General features: G+C 34.3%; 21 protein-coding genes. 11 read left to right on the forward strand and 10 right to left on the reverse strand.

Features of this window, described 5'->3' with window-relative positions:
* Positions 1-24 precede the first annotated feature (24 nt).
* Positions 25-576, forward strand: coding sequence for a crossover junction endodeoxyribonuclease RuvC (ruvC, locus tag G3A46_RS08960; protein WP_165149040.1), 552 nt, complete (start codon positions 25-27; stop codon positions 574-576).
* A 117-nt stretch (positions 577-693) separates the two neighbouring features.
* On the opposite strand, the gene G3A46_RS08965 is transcribed toward ruvC, so the two are convergent.
* Positions 694-1,755 carry a transporter substrate-binding domain-containing protein gene (locus G3A46_RS08965; RefSeq protein ID WP_165149042.1) on the reverse strand — a complete coding sequence of 354 codons (1,062 nt, stop codon included), beginning with the start codon at positions 1,753-1,755 and terminating at the stop codon, positions 694-696.
* A 129-nt stretch (positions 1,756-1,884) separates the two neighbouring features.
* Here G3A46_RS08965 and hemW point away from each other — a divergent pair, with 129 nt between their 5' ends.
* The 6 genes from hemW to G3A46_RS08995 all read left to right on the forward strand — a co-directional run bounded on the left by hemW (position 1,885) and on the right by G3A46_RS08995 (position 7,933).
* On the forward strand, positions 1,885-3,063 hold the full coding sequence (gene hemW / locus G3A46_RS08970) for a radical SAM family heme chaperone HemW (RefSeq protein ID WP_165149044.1): 1,179 nt from the start codon (positions 1,885-1,887) through the stop codon (positions 3,061-3,063).
* 157 nt (positions 3,064-3,220) lie between these two features.
* The gene (locus tag G3A46_RS08975) at positions 3,221-3,967 is read left to right on the forward strand and encodes a cyclase family protein (RefSeq protein ID WP_165149046.1); all 747 of its coding nucleotides are present in this window, start codon (positions 3,221-3,223) and stop codon (positions 3,965-3,967) included.
* Between the two features lie 139 nt (positions 3,968-4,106).
* Positions 4,107-4,718: a DUF4230 domain-containing protein gene (locus G3A46_RS08980; RefSeq protein ID WP_165149048.1), complete on the forward strand. Its 612-nt coding sequence runs from the start codon at positions 4,107-4,109 to the stop codon at positions 4,716-4,718.
* A 41-nt stretch (positions 4,719-4,759) separates the two neighbouring features.
* Positions 4,760-5,137 (forward strand): MmcQ/YjbR family DNA-binding protein, encoded by a 378-nt coding sequence (locus G3A46_RS08985; RefSeq protein WP_165149050.1) that lies wholly within the window; start codon positions 4,760-4,762, stop codon positions 5,135-5,137.
* 17 nt (positions 5,138-5,154) lie between these two features.
* On the forward strand, positions 5,155-6,927 hold the full coding sequence (locus G3A46_RS08990; protein ID WP_165149052.1) for a DNA mismatch repair protein MutS: 1,773 nt from the start codon (positions 5,155-5,157) through the stop codon (positions 6,925-6,927).
* Positions 6,928-6,937: 10 nt separating this feature from the next.
* Positions 6,938-7,933, forward strand: a complete 996-nt coding sequence (locus G3A46_RS08995) for a metal-dependent hydrolase (RefSeq protein ID WP_165149054.1) — start codon at positions 6,938-6,940, stop codon at positions 7,931-7,933.
* On the opposite strand, the gene G3A46_RS09000 is transcribed toward G3A46_RS08995, so the two are convergent.
* Positions 7,930-8,358, reverse strand: a complete 429-nt coding sequence (locus tag G3A46_RS09000; RefSeq protein WP_165149056.1) for a nuclear transport factor 2 family protein — start codon at positions 8,356-8,358, stop codon at positions 7,930-7,932. The genes G3A46_RS08995 and G3A46_RS09000 overlap by 4 nt on opposite strands.
* A 30-nt stretch (positions 8,359-8,388) precedes the next feature.
* Positions 8,389-11,415 (reverse strand): aminotransferase class III-fold pyridoxal phosphate-dependent enzyme, encoded by a 3,027-nt coding sequence (locus G3A46_RS09005; RefSeq protein ID WP_165149058.1) that lies wholly within the window; start codon positions 11,413-11,415, stop codon positions 8,389-8,391.
* 246 nt (positions 11,416-11,661) lie between these two features.
* Here G3A46_RS09005 and G3A46_RS09010 point away from each other — a divergent pair, with 246 nt between their 5' ends.
* Both G3A46_RS09010 and G3A46_RS09015 read left to right on the forward strand, forming a co-directional pair.
* Positions 11,662-13,335 carry a BCCT family transporter gene (locus G3A46_RS09010; RefSeq protein ID WP_165149061.1) on the forward strand — a complete coding sequence of 558 codons (1,674 nt, stop codon included), beginning with the start codon at positions 11,662-11,664 and terminating at the stop codon, positions 13,333-13,335.
* Positions 13,336-13,367: 32 nt separating this feature from the next.
* Positions 13,368-14,246, forward strand: coding sequence for a universal stress protein (locus G3A46_RS09015; RefSeq protein WP_165149064.1), 879 nt, complete (start codon positions 13,368-13,370; stop codon positions 14,244-14,246).
* Positions 14,247-14,338: 92 nt separating this feature from the next.
* On the opposite strand, the gene G3A46_RS09020 is transcribed toward G3A46_RS09015, so the two are convergent.
* From G3A46_RS09020 to G3A46_RS09050, 7 genes are all read right to left on the reverse strand, one after another.
* On the reverse strand, positions 14,339-15,511 hold the full coding sequence (locus G3A46_RS09020) for an ABC transporter permease (RefSeq protein ID WP_165149067.1): 1,173 nt from the start codon (positions 15,509-15,511) through the stop codon (positions 14,339-14,341).
* A gap of 122 nt (positions 15,512-15,633) precedes the next feature.
* Positions 15,634-16,590 (reverse strand): efflux RND transporter periplasmic adaptor subunit, encoded by a 957-nt coding sequence (locus tag G3A46_RS09025; protein WP_165149070.1) that lies wholly within the window; start codon positions 16,588-16,590, stop codon positions 15,634-15,636.
* A 97-nt stretch (positions 16,591-16,687) separates the two neighbouring features.
* On the reverse strand, positions 16,688-18,061 hold the full coding sequence (locus G3A46_RS09030) for a TolC family protein (RefSeq protein ID WP_165149073.1): 1,374 nt from the start codon (positions 18,059-18,061) through the stop codon (positions 16,688-16,690).
* A 205-nt stretch (positions 18,062-18,266) separates the two neighbouring features.
* The gene (locus tag G3A46_RS09035) at positions 18,267-18,827 is read right to left on the reverse strand and encodes a Crp/Fnr family transcriptional regulator (protein WP_165149076.1); all 561 of its coding nucleotides are present in this window, start codon (positions 18,825-18,827) and stop codon (positions 18,267-18,269) included.
* A 110-nt stretch (positions 18,828-18,937) separates the two neighbouring features.
* Complete coding sequence (locus tag G3A46_RS09040) at positions 18,938-22,192, reverse strand: CHAT domain-containing tetratricopeptide repeat protein (protein WP_165149079.1); 3,255 nt, start codon at positions 22,190-22,192, stop codon at positions 18,938-18,940.
* Positions 22,189-22,935: a hypothetical protein gene (locus tag G3A46_RS09045; RefSeq protein WP_165149082.1), complete on the reverse strand. Its 747-nt coding sequence runs from the start codon at positions 22,933-22,935 to the stop codon at positions 22,189-22,191. Before G3A46_RS09045 ends, G3A46_RS09040 begins: the two co-directional genes overlap by 4 nt.
* A gap of 9 nt (positions 22,936-22,944) precedes the next feature.
* On the reverse strand, positions 22,945-23,517 hold the full coding sequence (locus G3A46_RS09050) for a sigma-70 family RNA polymerase sigma factor (RefSeq protein WP_165149085.1): 573 nt from the start codon (positions 23,515-23,517) through the stop codon (positions 22,945-22,947).
* 289 nt (positions 23,518-23,806) lie between these two features.
* Between G3A46_RS09050 and G3A46_RS09055 the strand changes: the two genes are divergently transcribed.
* Positions 23,807-24,898, forward strand: a complete 1,092-nt coding sequence (locus G3A46_RS09055; protein ID WP_165149088.1) for a diphosphomevalonate decarboxylase — start codon at positions 23,807-23,809, stop codon at positions 24,896-24,898.
* Between the two features lie 166 nt (positions 24,899-25,064).
* Positions 25,065-26,003 carry a mevalonate kinase gene (locus G3A46_RS09060; protein WP_165149091.1) on the forward strand — a complete coding sequence of 313 codons (939 nt, stop codon included), beginning with the start codon at positions 25,065-25,067 and terminating at the stop codon, positions 26,001-26,003.
* Positions 26,004-26,011: the final 8 nt, after the last annotated feature.

Below are 26,011 nucleotides of genomic sequence, written 5' to 3' on the forward strand. Positions count from 1 at the left end.
ATTAAGATTTTCGGGATCTAACAAATGCAAACAGAAAAAATAATTTTAGGAATTGATCCAGGAACCACCATTATGGGGTTTGGGCTCATAAAGGTTGTGGGTAAAAAAATGGAGTTTCTTCAGCTTAATGAACTTCAATTAAAGAAATACGACGACCACTATGTAAAACTAAGATTGATTTTTGAACGCACTATCGAACTTATAGAAACGCATCACCCAGACGAGATAGCTATTGAAGCGCCCTTCTTTGGAAAGAACGTGCAGTCTATGTTGAAATTAGGTAGAGCTCAAGGTGTAGCAATGGCTGCAGGACTTTCAAGACAAATTCCCATTACCGAGTATTCCCCTAAAAAGATAAAAATGGCAATTACCGGAAACGGAAATGCTAGTAAAGAGCAAGTAGCTAAAATGCTTCAAAGTCTTTTAGGTTTAAAGGAACTTCCAAAAAATCTAGATAGTACCGACGGACTCGCAGCTGCAGTTTGTCATTTTTACAACTCTGGGAGAGTTGAGGTAGGAAAAAGTTATTCAGGTTGGGCCGCTTTTGTAAAACAGAATGAAGACAGAGTTAAATAGCAGCTAAGTAACTTTTACTATGCTTTTATTAGTGCTTAAGTATTTCGGCTCAACTTAAAACTTTCTAAGGCAACCTCGTTTTCCTACAAAAAACTCAATGGTTACTTTTCAGTAAAATCAATTCCTAGAAATCCAATCCTGAACAATATTTTCAATTTCTTTATTCTCTTGAAGTTTGATGATTTCGAGATCTACTTTTCTTTTTAAATCACTTTCAATAGGGAATATAAAACCATAATATTGAGGTTCGATTTTCTTCATACTTAAGATGAATTCATCTTTATCCTTCAGTTGAAAGATATATTCTAGAGGAATTTGGTCATAAATTAACGCATCAACCTTTTTGTTTAGCAACATTTCATATCCTTCAGAAACGGAATGCACGGCTATAGGAGTACCATCTACATTACTCACTCTGTCCATTATTTTTTTATAATTCGGAACGGCTACCTTTTTGCCTTCTAAATGCTGTATGCTAGTAATGGTTTTATCTTGCTGAACAGTTGTAAGGGATAGGGTAGTTGCAATTCCCGCAACAAATGAAGTAGCTAAAATCAATGAAATAATCATCCAAGCTCCCATTACAAATCGTCCTGCAGGAGTTCGAGGTGCATAATCGCCATAACCAACAGTTGTCATGGTTACAATCGCTAACCATACTCCAGAACCAATACCTTTATAAAATTTATCGCCGTAGTCTTCCTTGTATTTTCTACCTTCTACTATCCAAAATAAAAATCCAACTATGCTAAGTACCAGTAATAAACCCAGAACACCGTAAAGAAATGTTTTGGAAAAAATAGGCCTTACCTTGTCCCAAAATGTTTGCTCTATAATCGGTGCTAGAATTGCCATTTCGGTATTGTAATACGGTTGAGAAAATGATACTTCTTCAGCTCGTTCTTTATTTATGGTTGTTGGCCCAATTAGAATATCAACTTCATTGTTTTTAGTCGCTGCAATACCCTCTTCGGTTGAGGAAAACTCCTTAAATGTGTATTTCAACTGAAGATCGTAGGCTATTTCTTTCCAAATATCAAATACAATACCCTCTTCTTTTTGATCGTGCATTACAAAAGGAGTTGAACCAGTATAGCCTACTCGAATAACTTTTTCATCTGTTTGTCCAAAAGAAATTATAGAACATAAAAGAAAAATGAATAAAATAATTCGAGACATATTTTAGGTTTTTTAATGAGTTGAGGTTCGGAAATTAAAGTGATGAATGCTTATTGCGGTAAAAATAATAACTAATTTTGAGGACTTATGAAGTTTTGAGCTTTTTAATGTCGCAATCCCCTTTAAAATATGGAGAATATTTCAGAAAATGATGTAATAAGTAATAAAGGTTTTGGCATATATATACATATCCCATTTTGTAAACAAGCCTGCCATTACTGCGACTTTCACTTTTCAACTTCTTTGAAGAAAAAGGGAGAGCTAATTGCTGCGCTCTGTCAAGAATTAATACTTCGAAAAGATGAAGTGCAGGGGGTAGTAGAAACTATTTATTTTGGTGGTGGAACCCCGAGTTTACTTTCTTCGGAAGAATTGCAGCAGATTTTTGAAACGATTTTTAAAAACTACAAAGTTTCTGAAAACCCAGAAATCACCCTAGAAGCAAACCCTGATGATATGCTGTCTGTTCAATCGCAGTCGAGAACTATTTTTGAAAACTATAGAGTTCTTGGAATTAACCGCCTCAGCATAGGGATTCAATCGTTTTTTGAAGAAGATTTAAAACTAATGAACCGCGCCCACAACGCTACCGAAGCGTTAGATTGTATTAAGGAAGCTCAAAAGTATTTTGAGAATATCAGTATCGATTTAATTTATGGAATTCCAGGGATGTCTAATGAGCGTTGGATTGAAAATTTAAATATTGCTCTCGACCTCAATGTGCCACACTTGTCGTGTTATGCTCTTACGGTAGAACCACGAACTGCCCTAAAAAAGTTTATCGATAAAGGAATAATCCCAGCTGTAGATGAAGAAGTGGCAAAGCAGCATTACGAAATTTTAGTAGATGAAACAGAAAAGGCAGGATTTGATAATTATGAGTTTTCAAATTTTGGAAGAGAAGGATTTCACTCTAAAAACAATACTGCCTACTGGGAAGGAAAGCCCTATCTAGGAATCGGCCCTTCAGCACATAGCTATAACGGAAAATCTCGTAGCTGGAATGTGGCCAATAATACGAAATACATAAAAAGTATAGCGGAAGGAATTCTCCCTTTTGAAATGGAAAATCTTTCAAAAGAAGATAGATATAATGAATATATAATGACTGGCTTGCGTACCAAAAAAGGAGTTTCCTTGCCTAAGGTTGAAAATGAATATGGAAAAGAATTTGCTGAATATCTTTTAAAACAAGCCGAAGATCATTTACACAACGAACTACTTATTTTAGAGAACCAAAGCTTGAAAGTTTCAAGAAAAGGGAAGTTTTTGAGCGATGGAATTGCAAGTGATTTGTTTTGGATATAAACTCTTAATCCAAACAGAATGTCAATACCAATTAGGTTTTAAAAATTGTATCTTTAGTTGATTAAATTCTGTGAGATTTATTTTTTCGGCTTTGTGTAATTTCAAAGCTTAAGAAAAACTTGACCGAATTGAGTTTTGCAAACTTGAAATTTAAATAATGAAGACTACTATTGAAATAAATAATCAAACTATAAATGTTGATCTCTCCAAGCCATTGGATATTTCACTGCCTATACAAGCCAATGAAGAAAATCCACTAGCTTGGTACTTAACCGAACCTACTATAGAACCTGTGCAAATGGAAGACTGGGTAGGAAAAGTTTCTGAAGGAGCTTCGGTAAATTTTAATAATATTTATTTCAATCCCCACGGTCATGGAACACATACTGAAAGTTTTGGCCATATTTCAGAAGAATTCTATTCTGTAAACGATGCCTTAAAAACTTTCTTTTTTATAGCTGAAGTGATTTCTGTAAATACAACTGAAGTTGGAGAAGATGAAATAATTTTTGAAGAAACAATTCGCCAGGCTTTAAATAGGAAAACACCTGAGGCTATAGTGATTAGAACCTTACCAAACACTTCAGAAAAAAAAACGAAGCATTGGTCTAATACCAATTGGCCGTTTCTTCACGAGAAGGCAGCGCATTATCTTAGAGAAATCGGGGTAAAACACTTGTTAATAGATCTTCCTTCTGTAGATCAGGAAATGGACGAAGGGAAACTTTTGGCGCATAAAGCATTTTGGAATTATCCAGAAAACCCACGTAAAGATTGTACGATTACAGAATTAATATATGTTCCAGATTCAATTGTAGACGGTGAGTATTTGCTCAATTTACAGATGGCTTCATTTCACAACGATGCCTCCCCAAGCAAACCCGTTTTGTATAAAATCTATTAATTGAAAAAGTCATGCAATGACGCTAAGCGATTTAAATAATGCGTTATAATTATTGCTAATAATCGCTATTAACTTTAATAACTGTAATTTTGTTTTTAAACTATGTACTAGTTAAAACTTTAGATAAGTAAATAATCTTATGGAATATCTTTTTATAGGTTTGGCAGCTGGTGCCATTTTAGCTTACTTCCTTTTTGCGCGTTTTAGTGGTGTACGAAAACAAGAAAAAGTAAACACGCAATCTATAATCTTAATGGAGAAAATTCGCAGTGTTTGTAAATTCATTACAATTGAAGGCGATTTCTCTGAAATATTCTACTATGAGAATGTAAAAGACAAGTGGGTGAATCTTTTATTGGGTAAAAAGAAAGCTTTGGTCCTAATAGAAGCAAAAGCACATATTGGATTCGATCTTACCAAGGTGAAAATGAGAGCCGATACAGATAAAAAGACCATTATTTTAACAAATTTCCCACAGCCTGAACTACTTACTATTGAAACCGATTTTAAATATTACGATAAACGCGAAGGTTGGGCAAATCCATTTACAGCTAGCGATTTAACCGAAATTAATCAAGAAGCTAAAAAGCATATAGTAGACAAAATCCCTGAAACCGATTTGTTTAACGAAGCTTCTAAACAGGCTTTAGAAACTATTCAACTTATGGAAACACTAGTTGAAACAATTAACTGGAAATTGGATTACTCTGCGCTTTATGCTTTGGAAGATAAGCCTAAGCTTGAAAAATAAGTATTTAAAACTCCAAGCCTGCTAGGTTTAAAATTCCCCCTATGAATATAGAAGAGTTTAGAGAATACTGTCTCTCTAAAAAAGGAGTAACCGAATCTTTTCCTTTCGACGATAAAGCACTTGTTTTTAAAGTTATGGGGAAGATGTTTGCACTTACAGGTATCGATTCAATTCCCACTACAGCAAATTTAAAATGCGACCCCGAACGTGCTCTTGAATTACGGGAGGAATACGACGGATTAATTGTTCCTGGATATCATATGAGCAAAAAACATTGGAATACTTTGGAAATAGAAGGAAATTTGCCGCAGGATTTAATTATCGAGTTAATTGATCATTCATATAATTTAGTAGTAAAAGGACTTACCAAAAAACTTCAAGCAGAATTACAAAACCTAAAAGGTCATTCAGACTTGTAAGGTTTAAAATCCCTATAATGAACAAACCATCAGAATTTTATAAGCAACAGATTAAAATCTACACCGAGGAGTTGCAAAACTTAAAACGCAAACTCGCTATTTCCAGCAGTATTCGATTGCTGGTTTTTTTATTAGCGTGTTTTGGAGTTTATTTTTTCTTCGGAAACGGGAAAATAGTTGTTGCAATTATATTTTTTGCAATTATCACCTTTATCTATTTAGTTACTAAGCACAGCGCGTTGCAATATGAAAGAGACCTCAGAAAAGCATTGATAGCTCAAAATGAAACGGAATTAGAAGTTTTAAATAGAGCTTTTCATCATTTGCCTTCAGGAGAAAAGTATTTAAATCCTAACCATTTTTACAGTCAGGATATCGATCTTTTTGGACGTGGTTCTTTCTTTCAATATTTAAATAGAACAGCCCTTGAAAGCGGCTCAGACTATCTAGCTGAAATTTTCACCGAAAACAAGGTTGATGCTATTCCTGAAAAGCAAAAAGCTATTCAAGAAATAGCTGAGAAAGCTGAGTGGCGTCAACGTTTCTCAAGTATTGCTTCCCTAGTAAAAACTGAAGCCTCAGTAACCGATGTTACAAGTTGGTTGAAAGATTATAAAGCATTTGCGCCAAATTGGATTAAACCAGTTTCATTTGTTTTCACTGTTGTTTCTGTTGGGTTGTTTGTTTTAAATTACCTCGATTTACTCTCAGGTTATGTTACTGCTGGATGGTTTTTATTGGGTTTTATTCTTACTGGTATTTATGGGAAAAAAATAAATGAACTGTCATCTCGTACTTCCAAACTACAAAGCATTTTCGACCAATTTCATAAACTGATTTTAGAGATAGAAGATGAAGAATTTACTTCAGAAATACTTTCTAAGAAACGTAATTCTGTAATTGAGGCCGATACTAAAGCTTCAACTACCTTGAAAAAATTCTCTAGGTATTTGGATGTTTTAGAACAAGGGAATGTTATGCTTTTTGGTCCGATAATCAATGGATTTACACTTCGTAACCTTCGCCAATGCTATCATATTGAAGAATGGATTAAAGCACATAAATCGAGTGTTCCAGCTTGGTTTGAGGTTATCACGTTCTTCGATGCTTATAACAGTTTAGGGAACTTCGCGTTTAATCATCCTCATTATGTTTTCCCTGAAATTAACGATAGGGTTCCCGTTTTAAAAGTAAAAGGTGCTGGACATCCATTACTTGATGAATCGGTTATGGTTCGAAATGACATTTTAATAAATTCAGAAGAATTTTTTATTGTGACAGGAGCAAATATGGCAGGGAAAAGTACGTTTCTAAGAACGGTTTCGCTTCAAATAGTCATGGGAAATATGGGATTGCCTGTTTCTGCTGAAAAAGCTGAATACAATCCAATAAAACTCATCACAAGTATGCGAACTACCGATAGTTTAACAGATGATGAATCGTATTTCTTTAGTGAGTTAAAACGTTTAAAATTTATAGTTGACGAAATTAAAACCGACCGTTATTTTATCATTTTAGACGAGATTTTAAAAGGGACAAACAGTACAGATAAAGCTATTGGCTCTCGAAAGTTTGTTGAAAAACTTGTAGCGAGTAATTCTACAGGAATTATAGCAACCCACGATTTAAGTTTGTGTGCTGCAGCAGATGAATTGCCGGAAGTAAAAAATTACTTCTTCGATGCACGCATAGAAAACAACGAACTCTTTTTCGATTATACATTTAAACCTGGAATTTGTCAAAATATGAATGCTTCATTTTTGTTGAAGAAAATGGAGATAGTAGATTAGTTTTTTTATAATGGATTCAGTTACACAGATAGTTTTAGGAGCCGCAGTAGGTGAAGCAGTTTTAGGAAAAAAGATTGGAAACAAAGCTATGGCTTTGGGTGCAATTGCAGGTACAATACCCGATTTAGACGTGCTTTCAAGTCATTTTACCGATACAGTTAATGCTTTAGAAATCCACCGAGGGTTTACACACTCTATTATTTTTTCCATCGCTTTTGGATTGTTTTTCGCTTGGATGTGTACAAAATGGGATAAACGAGCCAGATTAAAAGAATGGTTTTTATTCTGGTTTATGTGTTTTGTTACTCATCCGTTGTTAGACGCACATACTACTTGGGGAACGCAACTTTTTTGGCCATTTGATATCCGATTGGCATTTAAAAACATATTTGTAATAGACCCGCTCTATACCTTGCCATTTCTAATATTTTTAATTTTGGCAATGCTTCAGAAAAGAGGAAGTATTAAAAGACAAAAGTTTAATAATCTAGGATTAATTGTGAGTAGTAGTTATATGGTAATTACCATAATCCTTAAAGGAATTACATATCTGAAGTTTGAAAACGCGCTGCAAGATCAAAATATTAATTACGTAGAATTGCAAACGAAGCCTAGCCCGTTTAATACAATTCTATGGACTGCAAATGTGGAAACTGAAGATGCTTTTCTAATTGGCGATTACTCTTTTTTTGATACCAAACCAATTCAATTCTTTTCGCACCCTAAAAATCACGAGGCACTTGGCGATTTAGCCAATGAAGACAAGGTAAAACAACTTATCAAAATCACCCAAGGTTGGTATACTGTTTCTGAAAAAGAAGACGGAATTTACCTTAACGATCTTCGTTTTGGGATGATGAGTGTAGATCAGAGTGTTGGGAAATTCGCTTTTAGTTTTCGTTTAGATAAGGTAGGTGATAAGGTTGTTGTTACTGAAGAGCCAAAGGATAGGAGTGAAGCTAAAAGACTTCTTTCAGATCTTTGGGAACGAATAAAGGGAAGTTAACAACTCATATCGGCTACAATTCTCCACTCGCCATCAATCTTTTTGAAGATAATTAAGAAAACACCATTTGCATTGCCCATTTTTCGAACCAAATGGTATTGTCCCATCACGTGATAGGAGTTTTCTTCAATTTTGCTGATTGCATCGATTGTGAAATTTAAGGTTCCCGTATGTTCTTTCGTAGGATAGGACTTTTTGTAGTTGCTTAATGTTTTTCGCCACCCATTTGTAAGGCCGCTACTCCCGTAAAACTTCAAAGAATCACTTATCCAATAGCCTTGCATATAACCTTCTAAGTCGAATTGATTCCAGGCTTTTTCTTGTGATTTTAATACCGAAAGAATAGCTTCTTTATCAGAAACTTCTGTTTGGGAAACAGCAGTTAATGTTGTAATTAAGCAGAAAAGTAGAAGTATTTTTTTCATAATCGAGGGTTTTGACAAAGAGTTCATTTATTAAAATTTCAATGGTTTCTGAGTGTAGCCGAAGGACATATAATCTTCACCAAAAACAGTATTCAGTCTAAAAATAAGCTCTTCTGCATTCTTTTTACTAAAAACAATTGGCGGTTTTATTTTTAAAACATTGTGGTCTGGGCCATCAATACTCATTAAAATCCCAAATTGTTTCATTCTATTTGCCAAATAAGAAGCCTGGTCAGGCAATGGGTTTTTATGTGAATCATTTAATTCGAAGCCTAAAAACAGTCCTTCCCCACGCACATCGCCAATTATTGGAAATTGTTTCTGTAATCTTTTTAATTCAGTTTTTAAAAACTCACCAACTTCCAAAGCATTTTGTTGAAGGTTTTCGTCTTCGATAATTTCTAAAACAGTGCGACCAATGGCACAAGAAACAGGATTACCACCAAAGGTGTTGAAGTATTCCATACCTGTATTAAATTTTTCTGCAACTTCTTTTGTACAAGCTACAACTGCTAAAGGGTGCCCATTTCCTGCAGGTTTTCCCATAGTAACGATATCTGGTTTAACATCGTATAGCTCAAATGCCCAAAAGGTTTTTCCCATTCGTCCGAAACCTGTTTGTACTTCATCGGCTATGCAAATACCACCAGCTTCGTGAACGTGTTTGTAAACTTCTTTGAAATAATCTTTAGGAGGAACAATTTGTCCGCCACAACTTATAAGTGTTTCCCCAATAAACCCTGCAATTCCCTTCCCTTCTGCTTTTAAAGTTTCAATAATTTCCTTGGCGTGTTGGGCATAATCTACACCGCAGTTATCTCCAGAATATTTCCCGCGGTATGAATCGGGCAGTGGTAAAATATGTGTAGTCTCAGGTTTTGGGAAACCACCTTCACCTTCAAACTTATAAGAACTCACATCCATCACAGCGTTAGTATTTCCGTGGTATCCGACTTCAATGGCTAAAATATCTTTATTGCCAGTTACCGTTTTCGCCATTCGCAGAGCAAGTTCATTTGCTTCGCTACCAGAATTTACAATATGAATCACCGATAGATGTTCTGGAAGCTTTTTCAGCAGTGCTTCAGCGTAAGCTATAATTTCTTTGTGTAGATAGCGGGTGTTTGTGTTTAAAACGGCCATTTGTCTTTGCCCCGCCGAAACTACTTTTGGATGCTGATGTCCAACGTGGTTTACATTATTTACGGTGTCTAGATATTTTCTTCCTTCAATATCTATCAAATAAACGCCTTCACCGCGTACAATATGCAATGGTTTGTCATACGAAAGACTCAAGCCTTTCCCAAGATGATCTTTTCTGAATTCAATCATACTTTCTTCTGAAAGCTCTTCCTCTAAATTCTCAAGTTCTTCTTTAAATATCAGATTCGGATTAGGGCAGATGCTTTTCCAAACATCAACTTTTGCCGGTAACGCAACGCCGTTGAAGTTTTCATTATTCCCTAAAAGATCCAAAATAATTTGAAAATGCAAGTGCGGCGCCCAGTTTCCGTTTTCACTTGGAGAGCCAATATAGGCTATAAGATCACCCTGTTTTACAATTTGTCCAGGTTTTAAAATATTAAGAGAACTCAGCGTTAAGTGCCCATAAAGTGTGTAAAATGAATCCCCTTCAAAACTATGTTCTAAGATTATCATAGGGCCATAATCCTTATCGTAATTATTGTGGTGGATTACTTTTACAATAGCGTCAAAAGGTGCGTGAACTGGTGTTTCTGCCGGCACCCAGAAATCAGTTCCCAAATGTACGGTGCGATACTCAGGGCCATTATTACCTTCACTTTTAAAAGCGTCGGTTGTGTAGAAAGGTCGAGTTTCTAAATAGCCATTTAAGAGTATGGTTTTTGGGTGGTGTTTCTGAAATTGCTTTAGTTTAAATTCTGAAACTTCAGGATCGTTGTATTCTGAAATATTTCCTAGTAAAGTACTGCCAACACTCATATCTAAGTTCACTATTTTTTCTGAAGTGACAGTGGGAAATATAGTTTTCAAGGAAATTTGATTGCTTTTCGCCCAAATTTCAAACTTTTCTTCTAATGGATGTGCTGAGTATCCACAAGCATTTCGGAAAGAATAATATGCAAAACTCTCATTTACTTTAAACCATTTCAGAAGTAAATTCTGAGCAGGTTTTTCGCTTATAACATAGTATTCATCGTCTGGAAATTCTTCTTTTTTAATGGAGGCATTGGTAAGTGTTGTAGCCAAACGCATTCCAACCAAAGTATAAAGACATTTTAATTCGTCTTCAGAAAAGCTATAGTTTTTGTTATAACCTTTCACTATATCTAAAGCTGCAGAAAGCGGGTCAGGAATTTCTGTAATCGCATAGGCTAAAGTTATGGCGAGATCATTTACGGTTTGAGTAAAAACTGAATCTCCAAAATCTATTAACCCTGAAATCTTTGGTTCTGCTAAATCAGAAGTAACCAAGATGTTGTAATCGTTTAAATCATTGTGTATAATGCTCTTCGGAATATTTTTATAAACAGGCTGAATCTCTAAAAACCTATTTTGAAAGTGTTGAATCGCTTCTTTTTCTTCTCCATGGAAACGATTAATATGTTTGTTTGTCCAATTTGAATTCGCTAAATCCCATTCCAATTCTCTATGAGCTGAGGTGTTTTTGAAGTCTTGTAAAGCTTTAGTTAAACTTCCTGCTGCTTCACCTAAATTAGTTCTTAAGTGTTCAGTTTTAGGATTGACATCCGCCCAAATACGGCCAGGAAGCCAAGAGAGTAATCGTGCGGTTTTCCCAATTGAAAGTGCTACAAGGGAATTGCCATCTTCAGAGTTAAGAACTTTTGAAGTTTTAAAAGTCAGGTTTTTGGTTGAAAGGTGGCTTAATATTTCATTCTGAAAATTTAGTAACGCATTGTTTTCTTCAGAAGAAATTTTTAAAAGATATTTCTCTTCTGTATTTGTTTCTAACAGAAAATTTTCATCCTCATAACCATCTAGCTTAAGAGCTTCAGCAGTTATTTTAAAATGTTTTTGAGCGATTTGGGAAGCTTCTTGAGCAGTGATTTTAGACATAGCTTTATTGGAGTGTTATAGTAACAAATTTACTTAAAAATGAAGTCTCTTAAAGCTCAACGGCTAGGTATAATTTTAGAATTATTTGTAATCCGAATTAATTTATGTTATAATGTCAGCTTTAAATTTTATAAAAGCAGTCTAAGGAAATCGTTTTTAGACAGCTTTTCAGAAGCACTTAAAAGATTTAAGTGAAACGAATCTTCATAAATTTAAATCTCTAATTATTTAATAAACCATTTATATATGTCGATTAAAGTTACTCGTAAGGACAGCACTTCAACATTTCTTGGTCTAGTAGTTAACAAAACAGTATTTTTTTCTGCCATTGCCGTTGTGATTTTTAGTGTTGGGTTTACTCTTATTTTTGAAGATGAAGCCGAACACTATTTTGGAATAGCTCAAACTGCAGTATCTGCACACGGTGGGTGGATTTACACTTTAGCGGTAAACTTATTTATAGTTTTTTGCTTGTACATGGCTTTTAGTAAATTCGGGAAAATCCGAATTGGAGGTAAAAAGGCGAAGCCAGAATTTAGTTTATGGGCTTGGTTCGCGATGTTGTTTAGTGCAGGGATAGGAAATGGATTAGTGCTTTTTAGCATTGCCGACCCTGTTCGAGATTATCTTTCTCCGCCGCGTTTAGCAGGAGAAGAGCCATCTCTTATTGCACAAGAAGCGATCAACTTTTCATTTTTACATCACGGAATTCACGGGTGGGCAATTTATTCGGTTGTAGGGCTTTCGTTAGCTTATTTCACCTTTAATAGAAAGATGCCCTTAACACTGCGCTCGGCATTCTATCCGCTATTAGGGAATAGAATTCACGGATGGATGGGAGATGTAATTGATATAATGGCGGTGATTACCACACTTTTTGGTCTAGCAACAACAATAGGTTTTGGTGTAGGGCAAATTAACTCCGGACTAACACACGTTTTTGGGGTTCCAAGTTCGTTGTTCTATCAAATAATTATAATTGTAGGAGTGACATTAGCAGCTACAATCTCTGCTTTTAGTGGTGTAAACAAAGGGGTGCAAATACTTAGTAAGCTTAACGTAAGAGTAGCATCGGCTATATTTTTATTGGTATTAATTTTAGGGCCAACTACATTTATCTTTAAATCATATATTCAGAACCTTGGGAGTTACTTAGTTCACTTTATCGATATGTCCACTTGGACGGAAGCACTTCGCGGAACCGATTGGCAAAAAATGCGAACTATAATGTATTGGGGTTGGTGGATATCTTGGTCGCCATTCGTAGGAACTTTTATCGCTCGTATTTCTAAAGGTAGAACTATAAAAGAATTTATTCTATGTGTTTTAATATTACCAGCACTGGTTACATTCTTGTGGTTTAGTGCATTTGGAGGAATTACAATGCGTGATATTTTGTTAGGAGACACAGCTATGATTGCCGCTGTAAACGATAATATATCGACTGCACTTTATGTGTTTTTCGATAAGTTCCCAATAGCAATTGTATTAAAGTCGCTTGGTGTAGTTCTAATTTGTAGCTTTATTATTACTTCAGCCGATTCAGGAGCAATTGTGGTAAATAGTATTACTTCAGGAGGTAAATTAAATACGCCATCTTTTCAAAGAGTAATTTGGGCGGTAGCTACTGGAGTAATTGCTGGTGTATTGATGTATGGAGGAGGTTTGGATGCGCTGCAAACGGTGGTTACAATTTCAGGGTTGCCCTTTGCAATTCTTCTTGTTATGATGTGTTTTTCATTGTATAGAGGAATAAATGAAGATTATGATAAAGCCGAGCGAAAAGAAAAACTTTTAGAAAGAGAAAGTTATCGCAAAAACATACTCAATTTGGTAAATGAAGAACGTGAAGAGAAAAACCTAGAGAAGATTGATATTGAATCTCAACCGAAGAAAAAACCACACACAACAGATTTATAAACAAATTTTCACATAATAGTTACACGAGAAAGATGACACAGAAAATAAATTTAGAGAACAACTTGAGGTTGATGGTTGCTTTGGATCTTACTGAAATGGATCCTATTTTGTTGCAATACGTGAATTTCCTTTGTGAAGTGTGGAATATTGAACATTTGTATTTTACACATAATATAAAGCAGTATAAATTATACGATTTATATGACGAATTTCTTGAAGAAGGAATAACCTTAGAAGATATTGTAGATCGAGGTTTACAAAAAACTATCGATAAGTATTATACGGCATCTGTACCTAATACCGTTTTAATAACTACTGATGATTATACTGAAAGTATCTTAAGTCACCTGGCTAAAGAATACAAAATTGATATAATGGTAGTTGGTAATAAAGATGAACTACAAGGTACTGGAGCTTTAAACCAGAAGCTAGTAAGAATGCTTGATGCTAATGTATTACTAGTTCCTGAAGAAGCTAAACACGAAATGAATAATGTGTTGGTGCCTACCGATTTTAGTTCGGCTTCTGCCCGATGTTTTGCTGTTGCAGGTAGTTTGGTGGAGCGCTCAGAGGGAAAAATTGAAGGACTACACGTTTATAATATTCCTTCATTTTTCTTTCCTTACATCAATTCGGAAAAGGCTATTGATAAAACTAAGAATCACCTAAAGGATAAAGTGAAGCAATTCAGAAAAAAATATAAAATATCAGAAAATATTCCTTTTAAATATATTGATAGAGAAGGGTATTCGGTTGTTGAAGCTATTGAACTTCACGCAGAAAAAACGGATGCAGATATCGTTGTAGTTTCTGCAAGAGGAGGAAGTAATATCACGTCATTATTTGTTGGAAGTGTCACAAATGACCTGTTAATTAGAAATAGGAAAATGCCTTTATTGGTTATAAGATAATAGTGTTAACTTCAGCAGAAGTTGTTAAAGAAAAGCCTCTCTAAGAAATTCCTTGAGAGGCTTTTTTGTTTGTGATATTTTATGTTTCCTGCCTATTCAGTTATTTGTTTTCCTTTCTTTCTATGAAGACGAATCTTCAGTTGAAGTAAAATAACCATAGCTATAAAGGAAACGGCCATAATGATAAACAACATACCTAATTCTGGTTTTATTGAAGCCAAATCTCCGTTATAAAATGCAACTTTTCTAAAGCCGCTTAAAAATTGAGTAAGAGGAATAAACTGCGCAATATTGGTAATTGCGTCTGGAATAGCCATAGTTGGCCAAGTAAAACCACTTAAAATAAATGCGGGTGTAGAAATTACCATTAAAAGTTCAGTGGCTTTTAACTGACTAGGTATTGCAATTGAAAATAACATTCCAATAAAGATCGATGCAAAAGTTAATAGTACAACTAGTACAAACATCGGAAAGTTAAATATGTTGATGTCCACATTAAAATATGGGAAAAACAATGCTACAACCAACCAGATGAAAGGAAGCATTATTAAAAATGGAGTGGTTTTTAGCGCGATGAGATAAAGAGAAGATTTACTTTCTTTTACCAAAGTTCCAAAGTAGCCATCCTCAAAATCTCTTGAGAAAACCAAAGCCATTGCTAAGAAAATAATCTGCTGCATAATACCACCCAATAAACCAGGTAGCATAAAAGTTACATAGTTACCAGTGGAGTTATACAGTTTATTGATATTAATCTTGAAGCTTTCATAAGAGGCTTTAGCTTGGGCTGGGTGCATCCCTTGTTTTTTCAAACCTTCTATTTCCATTCCGGCATTTAGCGTCAGTAAAACTGCTTGAATGTGATTACTAGCGGTGTTGGCGTTTAAGATGTTCGCCATATTTAAATCTACGCGTATTTCTGGATGTTTTTTCTGGAATACATCTGCTTCAAAATTACTTGGTAGCGTAATGACAGCTGCATATTGCTGCGTCGGCATTTCATCGATTAGATTTCCTGCGGTATAACGTACATCGCTCACCAATAAACCTTCGTTATCTCCAAATGCATCTATAATCTTGTCTGAAGTAGGGCTGCGATCTTGATCTATAATCACTATTGGTAAATCTACAACTTTGGCTTGTTGGTATACATAGCCAAATAAAATACCATATAGAACAGGGGCTCCAAAAAAGATAGCAAGCAGTACATCGTTTGCGAAAATACGCTTGAATTCAATTCGAAGAAGTCTTATAAATTTATTCATAATTTAGTTTTTCATTAGACAAAGACGATAGGACTTAAAACGTTGGATTAGTTCGTGTATATCAATCTTGTATTTGATTTATGACCTACCTTTTGGCTCTAAGTCACTCCTTGAAAAGCTTATTATTTAATAAGCATTGTTGCATTTAAATAAAACGTCTTGTCTTCAATATTTCCAGTTGGAACTACTTTCAATTCATAAATAGACTCGTCCAATCCATATAAAGGTGCTGTACTAGTAATGTTTGCATATTGAGCAAGTTGATTAATAGCAGTAATTTCAGCTTGAATAACTTCTTCAGTGTAAGGGTTTTCTATAGTTAGCTTTTGGCCTAGTCTATAATCGTATATTTTAGATTCTGGAATAGTAAATCTGAAATAAACACTATTCTTTTTATAGCCATTAAACAAAGAATATCCTGGCGTTAATAATTCACCTTCTTCTAGGCTAATGGTTTCAACAGACATATCTACAGGAGCGATTAAATATTTTTCGTTGACTGCGGAAGCTACTTCTTCTTTAGCACCCAAAGCTCTATCTAGTTGTCCTTGGGCTTGTTCTATTTGTTCGGCGCGAGCTCCTTTTCGCACTTCGGTGCGTTTAGCTTCTAATGCTTCTACTTGTGCCTGTGCCATTGAAAGTTTCATTTTTACTTCATCAAACTGCTGTTGGCTCACTAGTGAATCTTTGTACATATTTTCTAATCGGTTGTACGATTCTTGAGCAAATTTTAATTGTGCTTTCCCTGAGTTTAATTGTTGCTCTATCTGACTTAATTGTTCTGTGGTAGCCCCGTTATAGGCCATGTTTAATTGTCCCTGAGCTGCTGTAATTGCACCTTCAGCTTGCATCATTTTAGCACCTACTTCTGGAATATCGATAAAGGCTAGGGTGTCACCCTTTTTTACATCCTGGCCTTCACTAACATATATTTTTGATATTCTTCCTCCTAGTTTACTACTTAGGGAGATAGTTTCAAATTTTACTTTTCCTCTTTCTGTGGTTATTTTATCATCACCACAAGAGCTTAAAGCTAACAAGGAAACAAGTGCGACTAATATGGTTTTAGTTGATTTCATCTTTATAATTTCTTTTAATCTATAATTTTATTGTAGGTTGGTTTTGTTGTCTTAAATTCATCAATTTAATTCTAAAGAAATCCATTTCTCGACAACTTTAATATTTTAAAACTCCTTTGGCGTGAAGCAATTCTGTTACTGCTCTTCGCTGATCAAAAAGTGATTCTTGTAATTTAAAGTTCGCCTTTTCTAAATCGGTTAAAGCATCCAAAACATCATTTATAGAAGCTAAGTCGTTTTTGTATTGTTTATTTACCATTTCGTAAGTATCGGAAGCTAATTCAATTTCCTTTTCTACAATTTTTGAATTCTGTAAAGTTGATTGATAAGCTTGTTCAGCTTTTACAATACTCAAGTCGATTAACTCTTCGGCTTCTTCAATTCGTTCTCTATAAATTTCACTTTCTATTTTTGATTTCTTAGCTTTTATACTTGATTGAGTTCCGTCAAAAATATTCCATTGTATTCCAACACCTACATACCATTTAGGGTCTAAAAGCGATAGGTATTCTTCAATAAATTCGTAGTGACCTTTTAATGCAACTTTCGGAATAAAATGGCTTTTTTCCATTTTGGATTTATAAAGTGTTGCCTGCTCAGCTTCTTCTAATGCTTTAATTTCATTTCGCTTTTCAGTATTAGAAGTTGCACTCAAGCTAAAAGACTCCAGCTTTGGTCTTAATAATTTTAAATTATCTCTGCTTTCGCCTGTAAGTTGGTGTAGGGCTTCAATTAAAAGAGTTTTGTTATGTTTGAATTCTAATTTTTTACCTTCTAACTGCTGTTGTGCTAATTCAATTTTCTTTCTTCCGATAGGGGTGGCAAGACCATTTTCAATTGCTTTTCGCACATAATGCTCTTGTTCGTTTAGGTAGTTTTCGGAAGTGTTTAATACTTTCTCCGAAGCATAAACCAAAGCAAGCTTATCATAGGTTTCAATAATTTTAAGAGCGAGCTTGTCTTTTTCTGCCATTCCCAAATAGTTTAGCGAAGACTCTTTGTGTTTACTCGCTTTAATTGCGTTGCTTGCTTCAAAGCCGCTAAAGAGAACCCAATCAACGTCAACAGATGTCTTTAAAATATTTTTATCCTGAAGATTTGGGGTTTCTTTTAAAGGAATTCCATCAGGAAAAGGCGCGTTAAAAGGCAATCCCGCTCCTTCTTTAATAAGAAGTTTTTGCGTTGCAACTAAGAGGTTTTGAGTGTCTTCGTCAAAAGTGATATCATCATTCAAGCGAGTGTAGCTACCATTCAATGTAACTTTTGGAATGAATACCGATTTCGCTAGTTGTTGATCTAATTTTGCTTGCTGTGCCTCAAGTGATTTAATATTCACAGTTTGGCTTTTATCTAAACCTTTTTTAATAAGGTCTTGCAAAACAGGATCTAATTCCTGTGAAAAACTTAAATTAGAAAACAATCCAATAATACTGATACATAGGAAATTGAATATGCCTTTTTTGATTTGCATTTATAACGGTTTTATAATTTCGTTGCAAATTTATAGCAATTAGAGGAGGTTTCCTTTGACCTAAGTCAAAAAAGTATATCTAAAATATTTTAAAAATCAGAGACTTAGGGAAAAATGTTATTCGAATCTTAACTAATTACGAGCTAGAATAAAATATTTAGATTGTAATGATATGTTGTCTATTATTTAAAAAAGGTAAGGTTTCTTATCCTCTACGAATGCGGCTTAGCGTTTCTGAAGTCATTCCAAGATAAGAGGCTATATACCCTAAAGGTACGTGATGGGAAATATCTGGAAATTCTGCCAACATATATTCATAGCGTTCACGAGCGGACTGAAACTGAATAGCGTTAAGCTTGTTGACTACTTTTGTAAGCATTTCAATTGAAGCTAATCTTCCCAGCTGTTCCATTTTGTGGTATTTTGAAAACAACAGATCCATTTTTTCTTTGGGAATTGAATAAACAACAGAATCTTCTAGAGTTTCTAAATAATACAAACTCGGTCGCTGTTGGAAAAAACTATCTACGCTACTCATAAACTTACCTACACTAAAAAACCATTGCGTTATTTCCTTGCCATCTTCTTTTAGATAGTAACTTCTTACCATCCCTTTTTTTATGTAATAAAGTTTTTTACAAACCTGGCCTTGCTCAATCAAAAGTGTGTTTTTAGTAATGAATTCTTCTTCAAAATGCGATGTAATATCTTTGAGCTCGTCTGAATCGAAAGGAGTAAGTGAAAGTAAAAAGTCTGATAATTCCATTTAGGGATATAAAAGTTATTTCCAAATATATCGAAAATTGATGGAGAAAAGGAAGATGAATTATAGAGATAATGGGATATGTACGGGTGCCTTAATTTTTTAAAAATAATCTAAGTGTTGTGATTTCTGTCTTTACGATTTTTAGAGAAAAAAATGAGGAGTGCAAATGTTAATAAAATGCCACCTATCCACCACCAAATATGATTTGAGTTTCCTTGTAATTCAATAGGAGTTGTATCTCCAATTAACACTAATCCAGCCCAATATTGTGGTGCTGCACCTCGACCTTCCACGCTAAAGAGGTATTGTATTTTTGCCTTTTTTAGTGCTTCATCCTTTGGAAGTCCTTGAGCGAGATATTCATAAAAATATTCTACAATTTGGGTGCTAGATACTTCATCGATATTCCATAAACTTGTTAGGATACTTTCACTTCCGGCATAATTAAATGCGTGTGCAAGCGAAATTGCGCCTTCACCAGATTGATAGATAGATTTTCCTGTTTCACACGCTGTTAATATGGCAAGGTTCGATGAAAGATTAGTGTTGTAAATTTCATAAGCATAAAGTGAATTCTCATCTAAGGCTAGATTTTCTCCTTTACGCTTGGCAAACACTAATCTACTGAGTTCAGGGGTAATATTGTCGGATTCAGCGTGAGTTCCGATGTGTATTATTTTATGTTCTTTAGCATTATTGATAAACAAGGTTTTGCTAGCGTTTTCATTCATGAAATAATTTCCTTTGAAAACTTTCGCGTATTGCTTCACTAAATTTTCACTAAAAGGTTGAGGTAGAAGTGTTAGGTATGATTTATCCAGTTTCATCGAATCTTGTAAGCCAAGTAGATATTCTTGTTTCATATTCTTATTGAATCCTGGCGCAAAACCGACATAATTCTCGTTATAATCCATAACTTTTCTGTTGTCCTTATAGAGCAAAAGACTGAAGTTGTATGAAATATCATACTTTGCTAAAAGACTATTTGTGGTGAACTCTTTAAAGCTTTTTATAGGTGCGGGCGTCAACATTTCGAAGCTAATATTAAACAACTCCCTATCTGGAATTACAACCACTTTTTTAGTTTTAATGCTTTCTTCCAAAGGCTGCCAAAGCATTTTGTATAGATCGTGAAGCAATGCACTTTTTTTCTCCAATGAAAAATCTTCAACTTTCAATTCTTTTATCTTCGACTCAAGAGTTGAATTGTTTAAAGGGAAAATATTTTTTTTAGATCGTGAAACCACAAATGCATTTAGTTTGTCTTCAATGAAAAGGTAGCGGATTACAGTAGTGTTTTCAGGTATCTTTTCTTGTAAATCTTTTATTGGTTCTTCTAGTGTTTCATATCTCATTTTATAATATGCAGGATAGTCCTTTTGTAGTTTTTTCATAAAAAGTTCCCACTTTTCAGACGCCGAAATATAAGCGTTTACGTCTCCATTATTTTTCTCTAATGTCTTTGAAATATCACTTTTAAGTAGTTTTTCCTTTTCAATAATTTCATTCGGGACATTTTTAAAAGCAATATTATCGCGAATGTTTAATCGTGAACGAATGCGATTGTAAATTGCAGATTCATGAAGTGAAATAGCTTGATCTAGATAAGAATCATCCTTAGTGTCTTGGTAAAGCTCTAGTAGAATCTTCTTTGCGAAATTGAAGAGTTCGTTGTTTTCTTTATTCAGAATAGTTAAATCGTCATAGTTATTAACAACTTTTTTACGTTGGTCTAAAATTGATATTGCTTTGTTGAGTTCACTTGCATACTGTTTTAGGTCTGCCGTTGTTCTATTTTCTGATAGATGGTATTTAGAGGCTACGTTGGTAAGAATAGCAGTAGGTTTTCGATACTGTATAACAATAGAGTCGGTCGTGCCCATTTCTTCTGCCTTATTGAAAAGGTTAAACGCTATGGCTTTGTCGCTATACTCTAAGGATTTTTTATAATTTTTTAATTTGAAATGTACTATAGCCAAGTTTTGAATCTGGAAAAACTCTTGCAATGTGTTTTTCAAACTATTATTCTGGGAATACTCATAAGCTTCTTCTGCTGCCGAAATAGCCTTGTCCTTTTCTCCTGTTTTCACATAAAACTTAGACAAGTGAATAAACCGATCCAAATCATCCACAGAGTAGCGTCCTTCTGATATTTTCTTGTAAATTCTATCCCCTTCTTCGTAGTAAAACTTAGCTTTTTCTAAATCTCCCATTTCCTCATACAGAGTGCCGCCAACAGAATAAGCCGAGGCTTTCCAATAAGAGTCTGCAACCTCGTTGTTTTTGTAATAATCAATTACTTTTTTTAAGTGTAGTTCAGCGTCTTTAAAATTTTGATTCGTTGTTTTAGCTTGAGTTAAAATGATATGTGATATAATCAAATTCATATCGTTTTCTTCATATTCTTTTTGCTTAAGAGCATAGGAATACTCTAAAATTTCTTCAGTTCGTTTAAATTCACCTAAGGTGTTGTGATAAGAACCTAGATTATCTAGTGTGCTAAAAACAAAACCCTTTGCTTGTTTTACGGCATGTTCGTCGTTAGAGGTTTTAATGAACTTTTGAAAGTCTTCAATTGCCTCATAGGAAATAGAAATAGCCTCTCGGTTTTTTCCCATAGCATTGAATAAAACAGACATATTCATTTTAAGCAAGCTCGGTCTAAACAGTTTATTTTTTAAATCGGTGGAGTCGGTTTTATTTAAAGCATTTAAAGCTTGCTCGAAGTAGTATTTCGAACTGTCTAATTTAGATTCTTGCCATAATATTCCACCAAGAGCTGTATAAACCTGATTGAAAGATGTGTAGTTTTTTGTTGTGCTTTTATTGTAAAGCGCCAATGACTTTAAATAATGGTTTTTAGCTAATACATAATCTCCAGTTCTCATTTTGTAGTACCCCAACATATATTGAACTGAAGCCTCATCGGTATTTTCAGGATCAGTAATACGTGAAGTTGGTGCTTCGGCTTGTTTGAGAATGTTGTATGCTTTTTCTGTTTGCCCTGAATTGTGGTAAAGAGATGAAAGTTCGTGCAGAGCTATTTTAATATAATGTGGGTTATTTGATGAAGTTATATAATCTGAAAGTTGTTTCGCTTTATCTAATGCTTGTTGTGTTTTCCCATTGTTGAGCTTTAAACTACCTTCAAGTTTTATGTATTCGGAAAGACTGTCGTATTGCTTTTTATTTTTATAAAATTGAATGTTATTTTTTACAATGGTTTTAGCCTTTTCTAATGAATCTTGACTAATGAGGTTTTGAATTTCGCTAACAGTCCGAATTTTTTCTTGGGAATAAGTTGAAACAGTGCCAAGTAAGCAAAGTAGGGCAAATACACCTATTATTTTGGCAATTTGTTTCATTCTTTCTCAAGTTGTCTGAGGAGTTTAGTGTTTTGAATTGATGGGGTGTTTTTAAGCAAGTTTTTGGCTTCTTCAATTTTACCTTCCTTTATCTTAGCTAAAGCCGTATAATACGCAGCTTCTTCTTTAAACATACCTTCTTGAAAACGCTCTTGATTTGTCAAGTATTTTAATGATTCGCTAGCATCTCCTAAAGCTAAATTTGCTACTCCTAAGAAGTAGTTTAAAGTGTCGTTTTCTGGGTTGTCTTTTAGTAAAACCTCCCATTTCGAAATTGCTTTTTTATAATTTTCTTGCTTGTAGTCTAACATCCCTTCATAAAATTCATAGCTATCTGCATTTCCCATTTTTAAAGGTAATCCGATGTCGGGTTTAAAGTTTTCTGCAAAAATCTTTTCAGCAGTGTTGTTGCTGTCTAACATCCAAAATATACCAAACAACAATATCAATATTGCGGCAGCTGAATACCACATTGTATAGGATTTTGTTTTGGGAGATGACAGGCTTTTTACTTTCGAATCTTCAGTTTCGTTTACGTGTTTGTGAAAATCATTCATTTTGGAACGTCTAATACTGTCTTCTATCTCTTCACGTACTTTTTTTATGTGTTCTATTTTTTGTTCAAAATCGGGTATTTGTTTTATTTCTTCAGAAATAGAATGTTTGTTTAAATCGTTTTCTCGATCTAAATAGGTTTCAATCATATCCCACTCTACTTGGGTGATTTCTATTTGGGTTTTCATTATGGGGGATTATTTATAATTTAATGCTATTTCTTTTAACTTTTGAATGCATCTGTATTTCTTATTTTTGGCAGAAGCTTCTTCTATACCAAGGTTTTCTGCTATTGTTCTTAAGGGAGCTTTGTAAAAATAAAATTGAGTTAAAATGTCTTTACAAGGTTGCCCTAAGTTGTTGAATGCATTTAGTGTAATAGACATTTGTAATTCGGCTTTTTCCATTTCATTAGTATGTGCATTGTCTTCAATTGAAAATTGATACAGCTTATCGTTAATAGATGTTGTTTTCTTTTTTGTTGCACTTCTTGTGTAATCTATCCACTTGTTCTTCGCGATGGTAAACAAGTAGGCTTCTATTTGTTGTTCGTTAATAGGTTTAAAATCTCCAGAACATATTTTTTTCCAACAGACTAAAAAAGCCTCTTGGAATATATCTTTTGCATTATCTATGGCACCTCCATTTTTTAATATATAATACTTAGTTTTAGGGTATTCGGCTAGGTAAAATTTTTGCATAGGCATTTCTTTATTGGTCAAAAAAGCATCCAATAGCACGAATTTTTCCTTATTTAGTGTGTTATTCATAGAAATTACTATGAAATATACAACATTTTTAAGTTAGATTGTTAAAATATTTAATGTTCTACATTGTGCATTTGTACTTTTGATATATAACCAATGAATCGTTTATTGTTATAATGGGAAATTCTAAAAAGGTCATCACTAAAAAGCATTTATTTAGAAAAAAGATTATTTCTGCTGGGAAGGATGTAATTTTCAGATGAAGAGATAATCACCTCAAGAAGCAAAGGATTTTAAATTGTTATCGCATTCATCAAAAAGTATTTTACTTTTGTTTTCTTAATTTTTAATTATGGCAATAGATCGTTTTGTTGGTTCAAGTTATTCTCAAAAACTTCCCTCAGGAAGTATTTCGTGGCAATCGCCTAGTAATATCGCATTGGTGAAATATTGGGGAAAGTACGGAGAGCAATTACCAATGAATTCTTCTATTAGCTTTACGCTTAAAAATAGTCATACAAATACTACAATGTTCTTCGAGCCAAAGAGCTCTAGCGAATTCGAATTTGAAGTGTTTCTTGACGGAAAGAGGGAATCTTCTTTTGAGCCGAAGATTTTAAAGTTTTTTGAAAGAATAGAAAAGTATATCCCTTTCATAAGAGATTATAAATTTAGAATTGAAACCTCAAATAGTTTTCCACACAGTAGTGGCATTGCTTCCTCCGCTAGTGGAATGAGCGCTCTAGCACTTTGTTTAGTGGATATGGAGCTTCAACTACGCTCAACTCCCGATGGTTCACCGTCATTGAGCGAAGCAGATATACAAAAAGCTTCATTTCTTGCTCGTTTAGGGTCGGGTAGTGCTTGCCGTAGTTTGCAAGGACCAATTATTGTTTGGGGAGAACATCCCGAAATAGAAGGAAGTAGTAATCTTTATGGAACGCAATACAAGTTCGAGGTACACGAAAAATTTCACAATTATCAGGATACCATTTTACTAGTAGATAAAGGCGAAAAACAAGTTAGTAGTACTGTTGGTCACGAGCTTATGCACGACCATCCTTTTGCGAAACAACGTTTTGAACAAGCTGGGTCCAATTTATCTAAACTCATTCCCGTACTAAAAAATGGCGATGTTTCTGAATTTATAAAAATCGTAGAGAGTGAGGCACTGTCATTACACGCGATGATGATGACTTCTATGCCTTATTTTATTTTAATGAAACCAAACACGCTCGAAATTTTAAATCGTATTTGGGCATTTAGAGAAGAGACAGGTAGTAAGGTTTGTTTTACCCTCGATGCTGGTGCAAACGTACACGTTCTTTATCCCGAAGCTGAAAAGGAAAGTGTGCTAAATTTTATAAATACCGAGCTTTCGCAATTCTGCAAAAACAATGAGTTTATTGTGGATGAGGTCGGTTTTGGAGCAGTAAAAAAATGATAAATAAATCATACTTTGTTTTAAGACAGATAATTGTATTAAATAGAATTTAGTTTTAGGACAAAATAATTTACGCTTGTAATTCTTAAAAACTGTATCTTTGCAGCTCATATAGGTTAATTATTATTAAAAATAGTATTTTTAGACCTCACTAAGAATTTATCATATGCACGGCCCTTTATTTTACTCTAAGATTTTACTTTTCGGAGAATACGGAATTATAAAAGATTCTAAAGGACTTTCTATACCGTATAATTTTTATAACGGGGCGTTAAAGATTGATAAGCATCATACAGTTTCCACACACAAGTCGAACGCTAGTTTAAAGCGATTTGCTGATTATTTGGAAAACCTTCAAAGTGAAAAACCTGAATTGGTTTCTTTCGATATGGAGGCGTTAAAAAATGATATTGAAGCTGGATTGTATTTTGATAGTAGTATTCCACAGGGATATGGAGTAGGGAGTAGTGGTGCGTTGGTAGCTGCGGTATATGATAAATATGCTACTAATAAAATTACTGTTCTTGAAAACCTTACTCGTGAAAAATTATTAACCCTTAAGAATGTTTTTGCCGAAATGGAATCTTTTTTCCACGGAAAATCATCGGGTCTTGATCCCTTAAACAGTTATTTAAGCTTGCCTATCTTAATCAATTCTAACGATAATATTGAACCTGCAGGTATTCCATCTCAAACCGAAAATGGTAAGGGTGCAGTTTTCTTATTAGACAGTGGAAGCACAGGTGAAACAGCGCCAATGGTTCAGATTTTCATGGAAAATATGAAGCAGGAAGGTTTTAGAAATATGTTGAAAGACCAATTTGTGAAACATACAGATGCTTGCGTTGAAGACTTTCTTCAAGGCGATGTAAAATCACTTTTTGGGAATATTAAACAACTTTCTAAAGTTGTTTTGGAAAACTTTAAGCCTATGATTCCTGCACAGTTCCACAAACTTTGGAAAAAAGGAATAGACAGTAACGCCTACTACTTAAAACTATGTGGCTCTGGCGGAGGTGGATATATGTTAGGTTTTACCGAAGATATCGATAAAGCTAAAGAAGCGCTAAAAGATTACAAGCTAGAAGTTGTTTATAATTTCTAATCTTAGGA

It is taken from the genome of Aequorivita sp. KMM 9714 (assembly GCF_011065475.1).
GTDB classification, from domain to species: Bacteria; Bacteroidota; Bacteroidia; order Flavobacteriales; family Flavobacteriaceae; genus Aequorivita; species Aequorivita sinensis.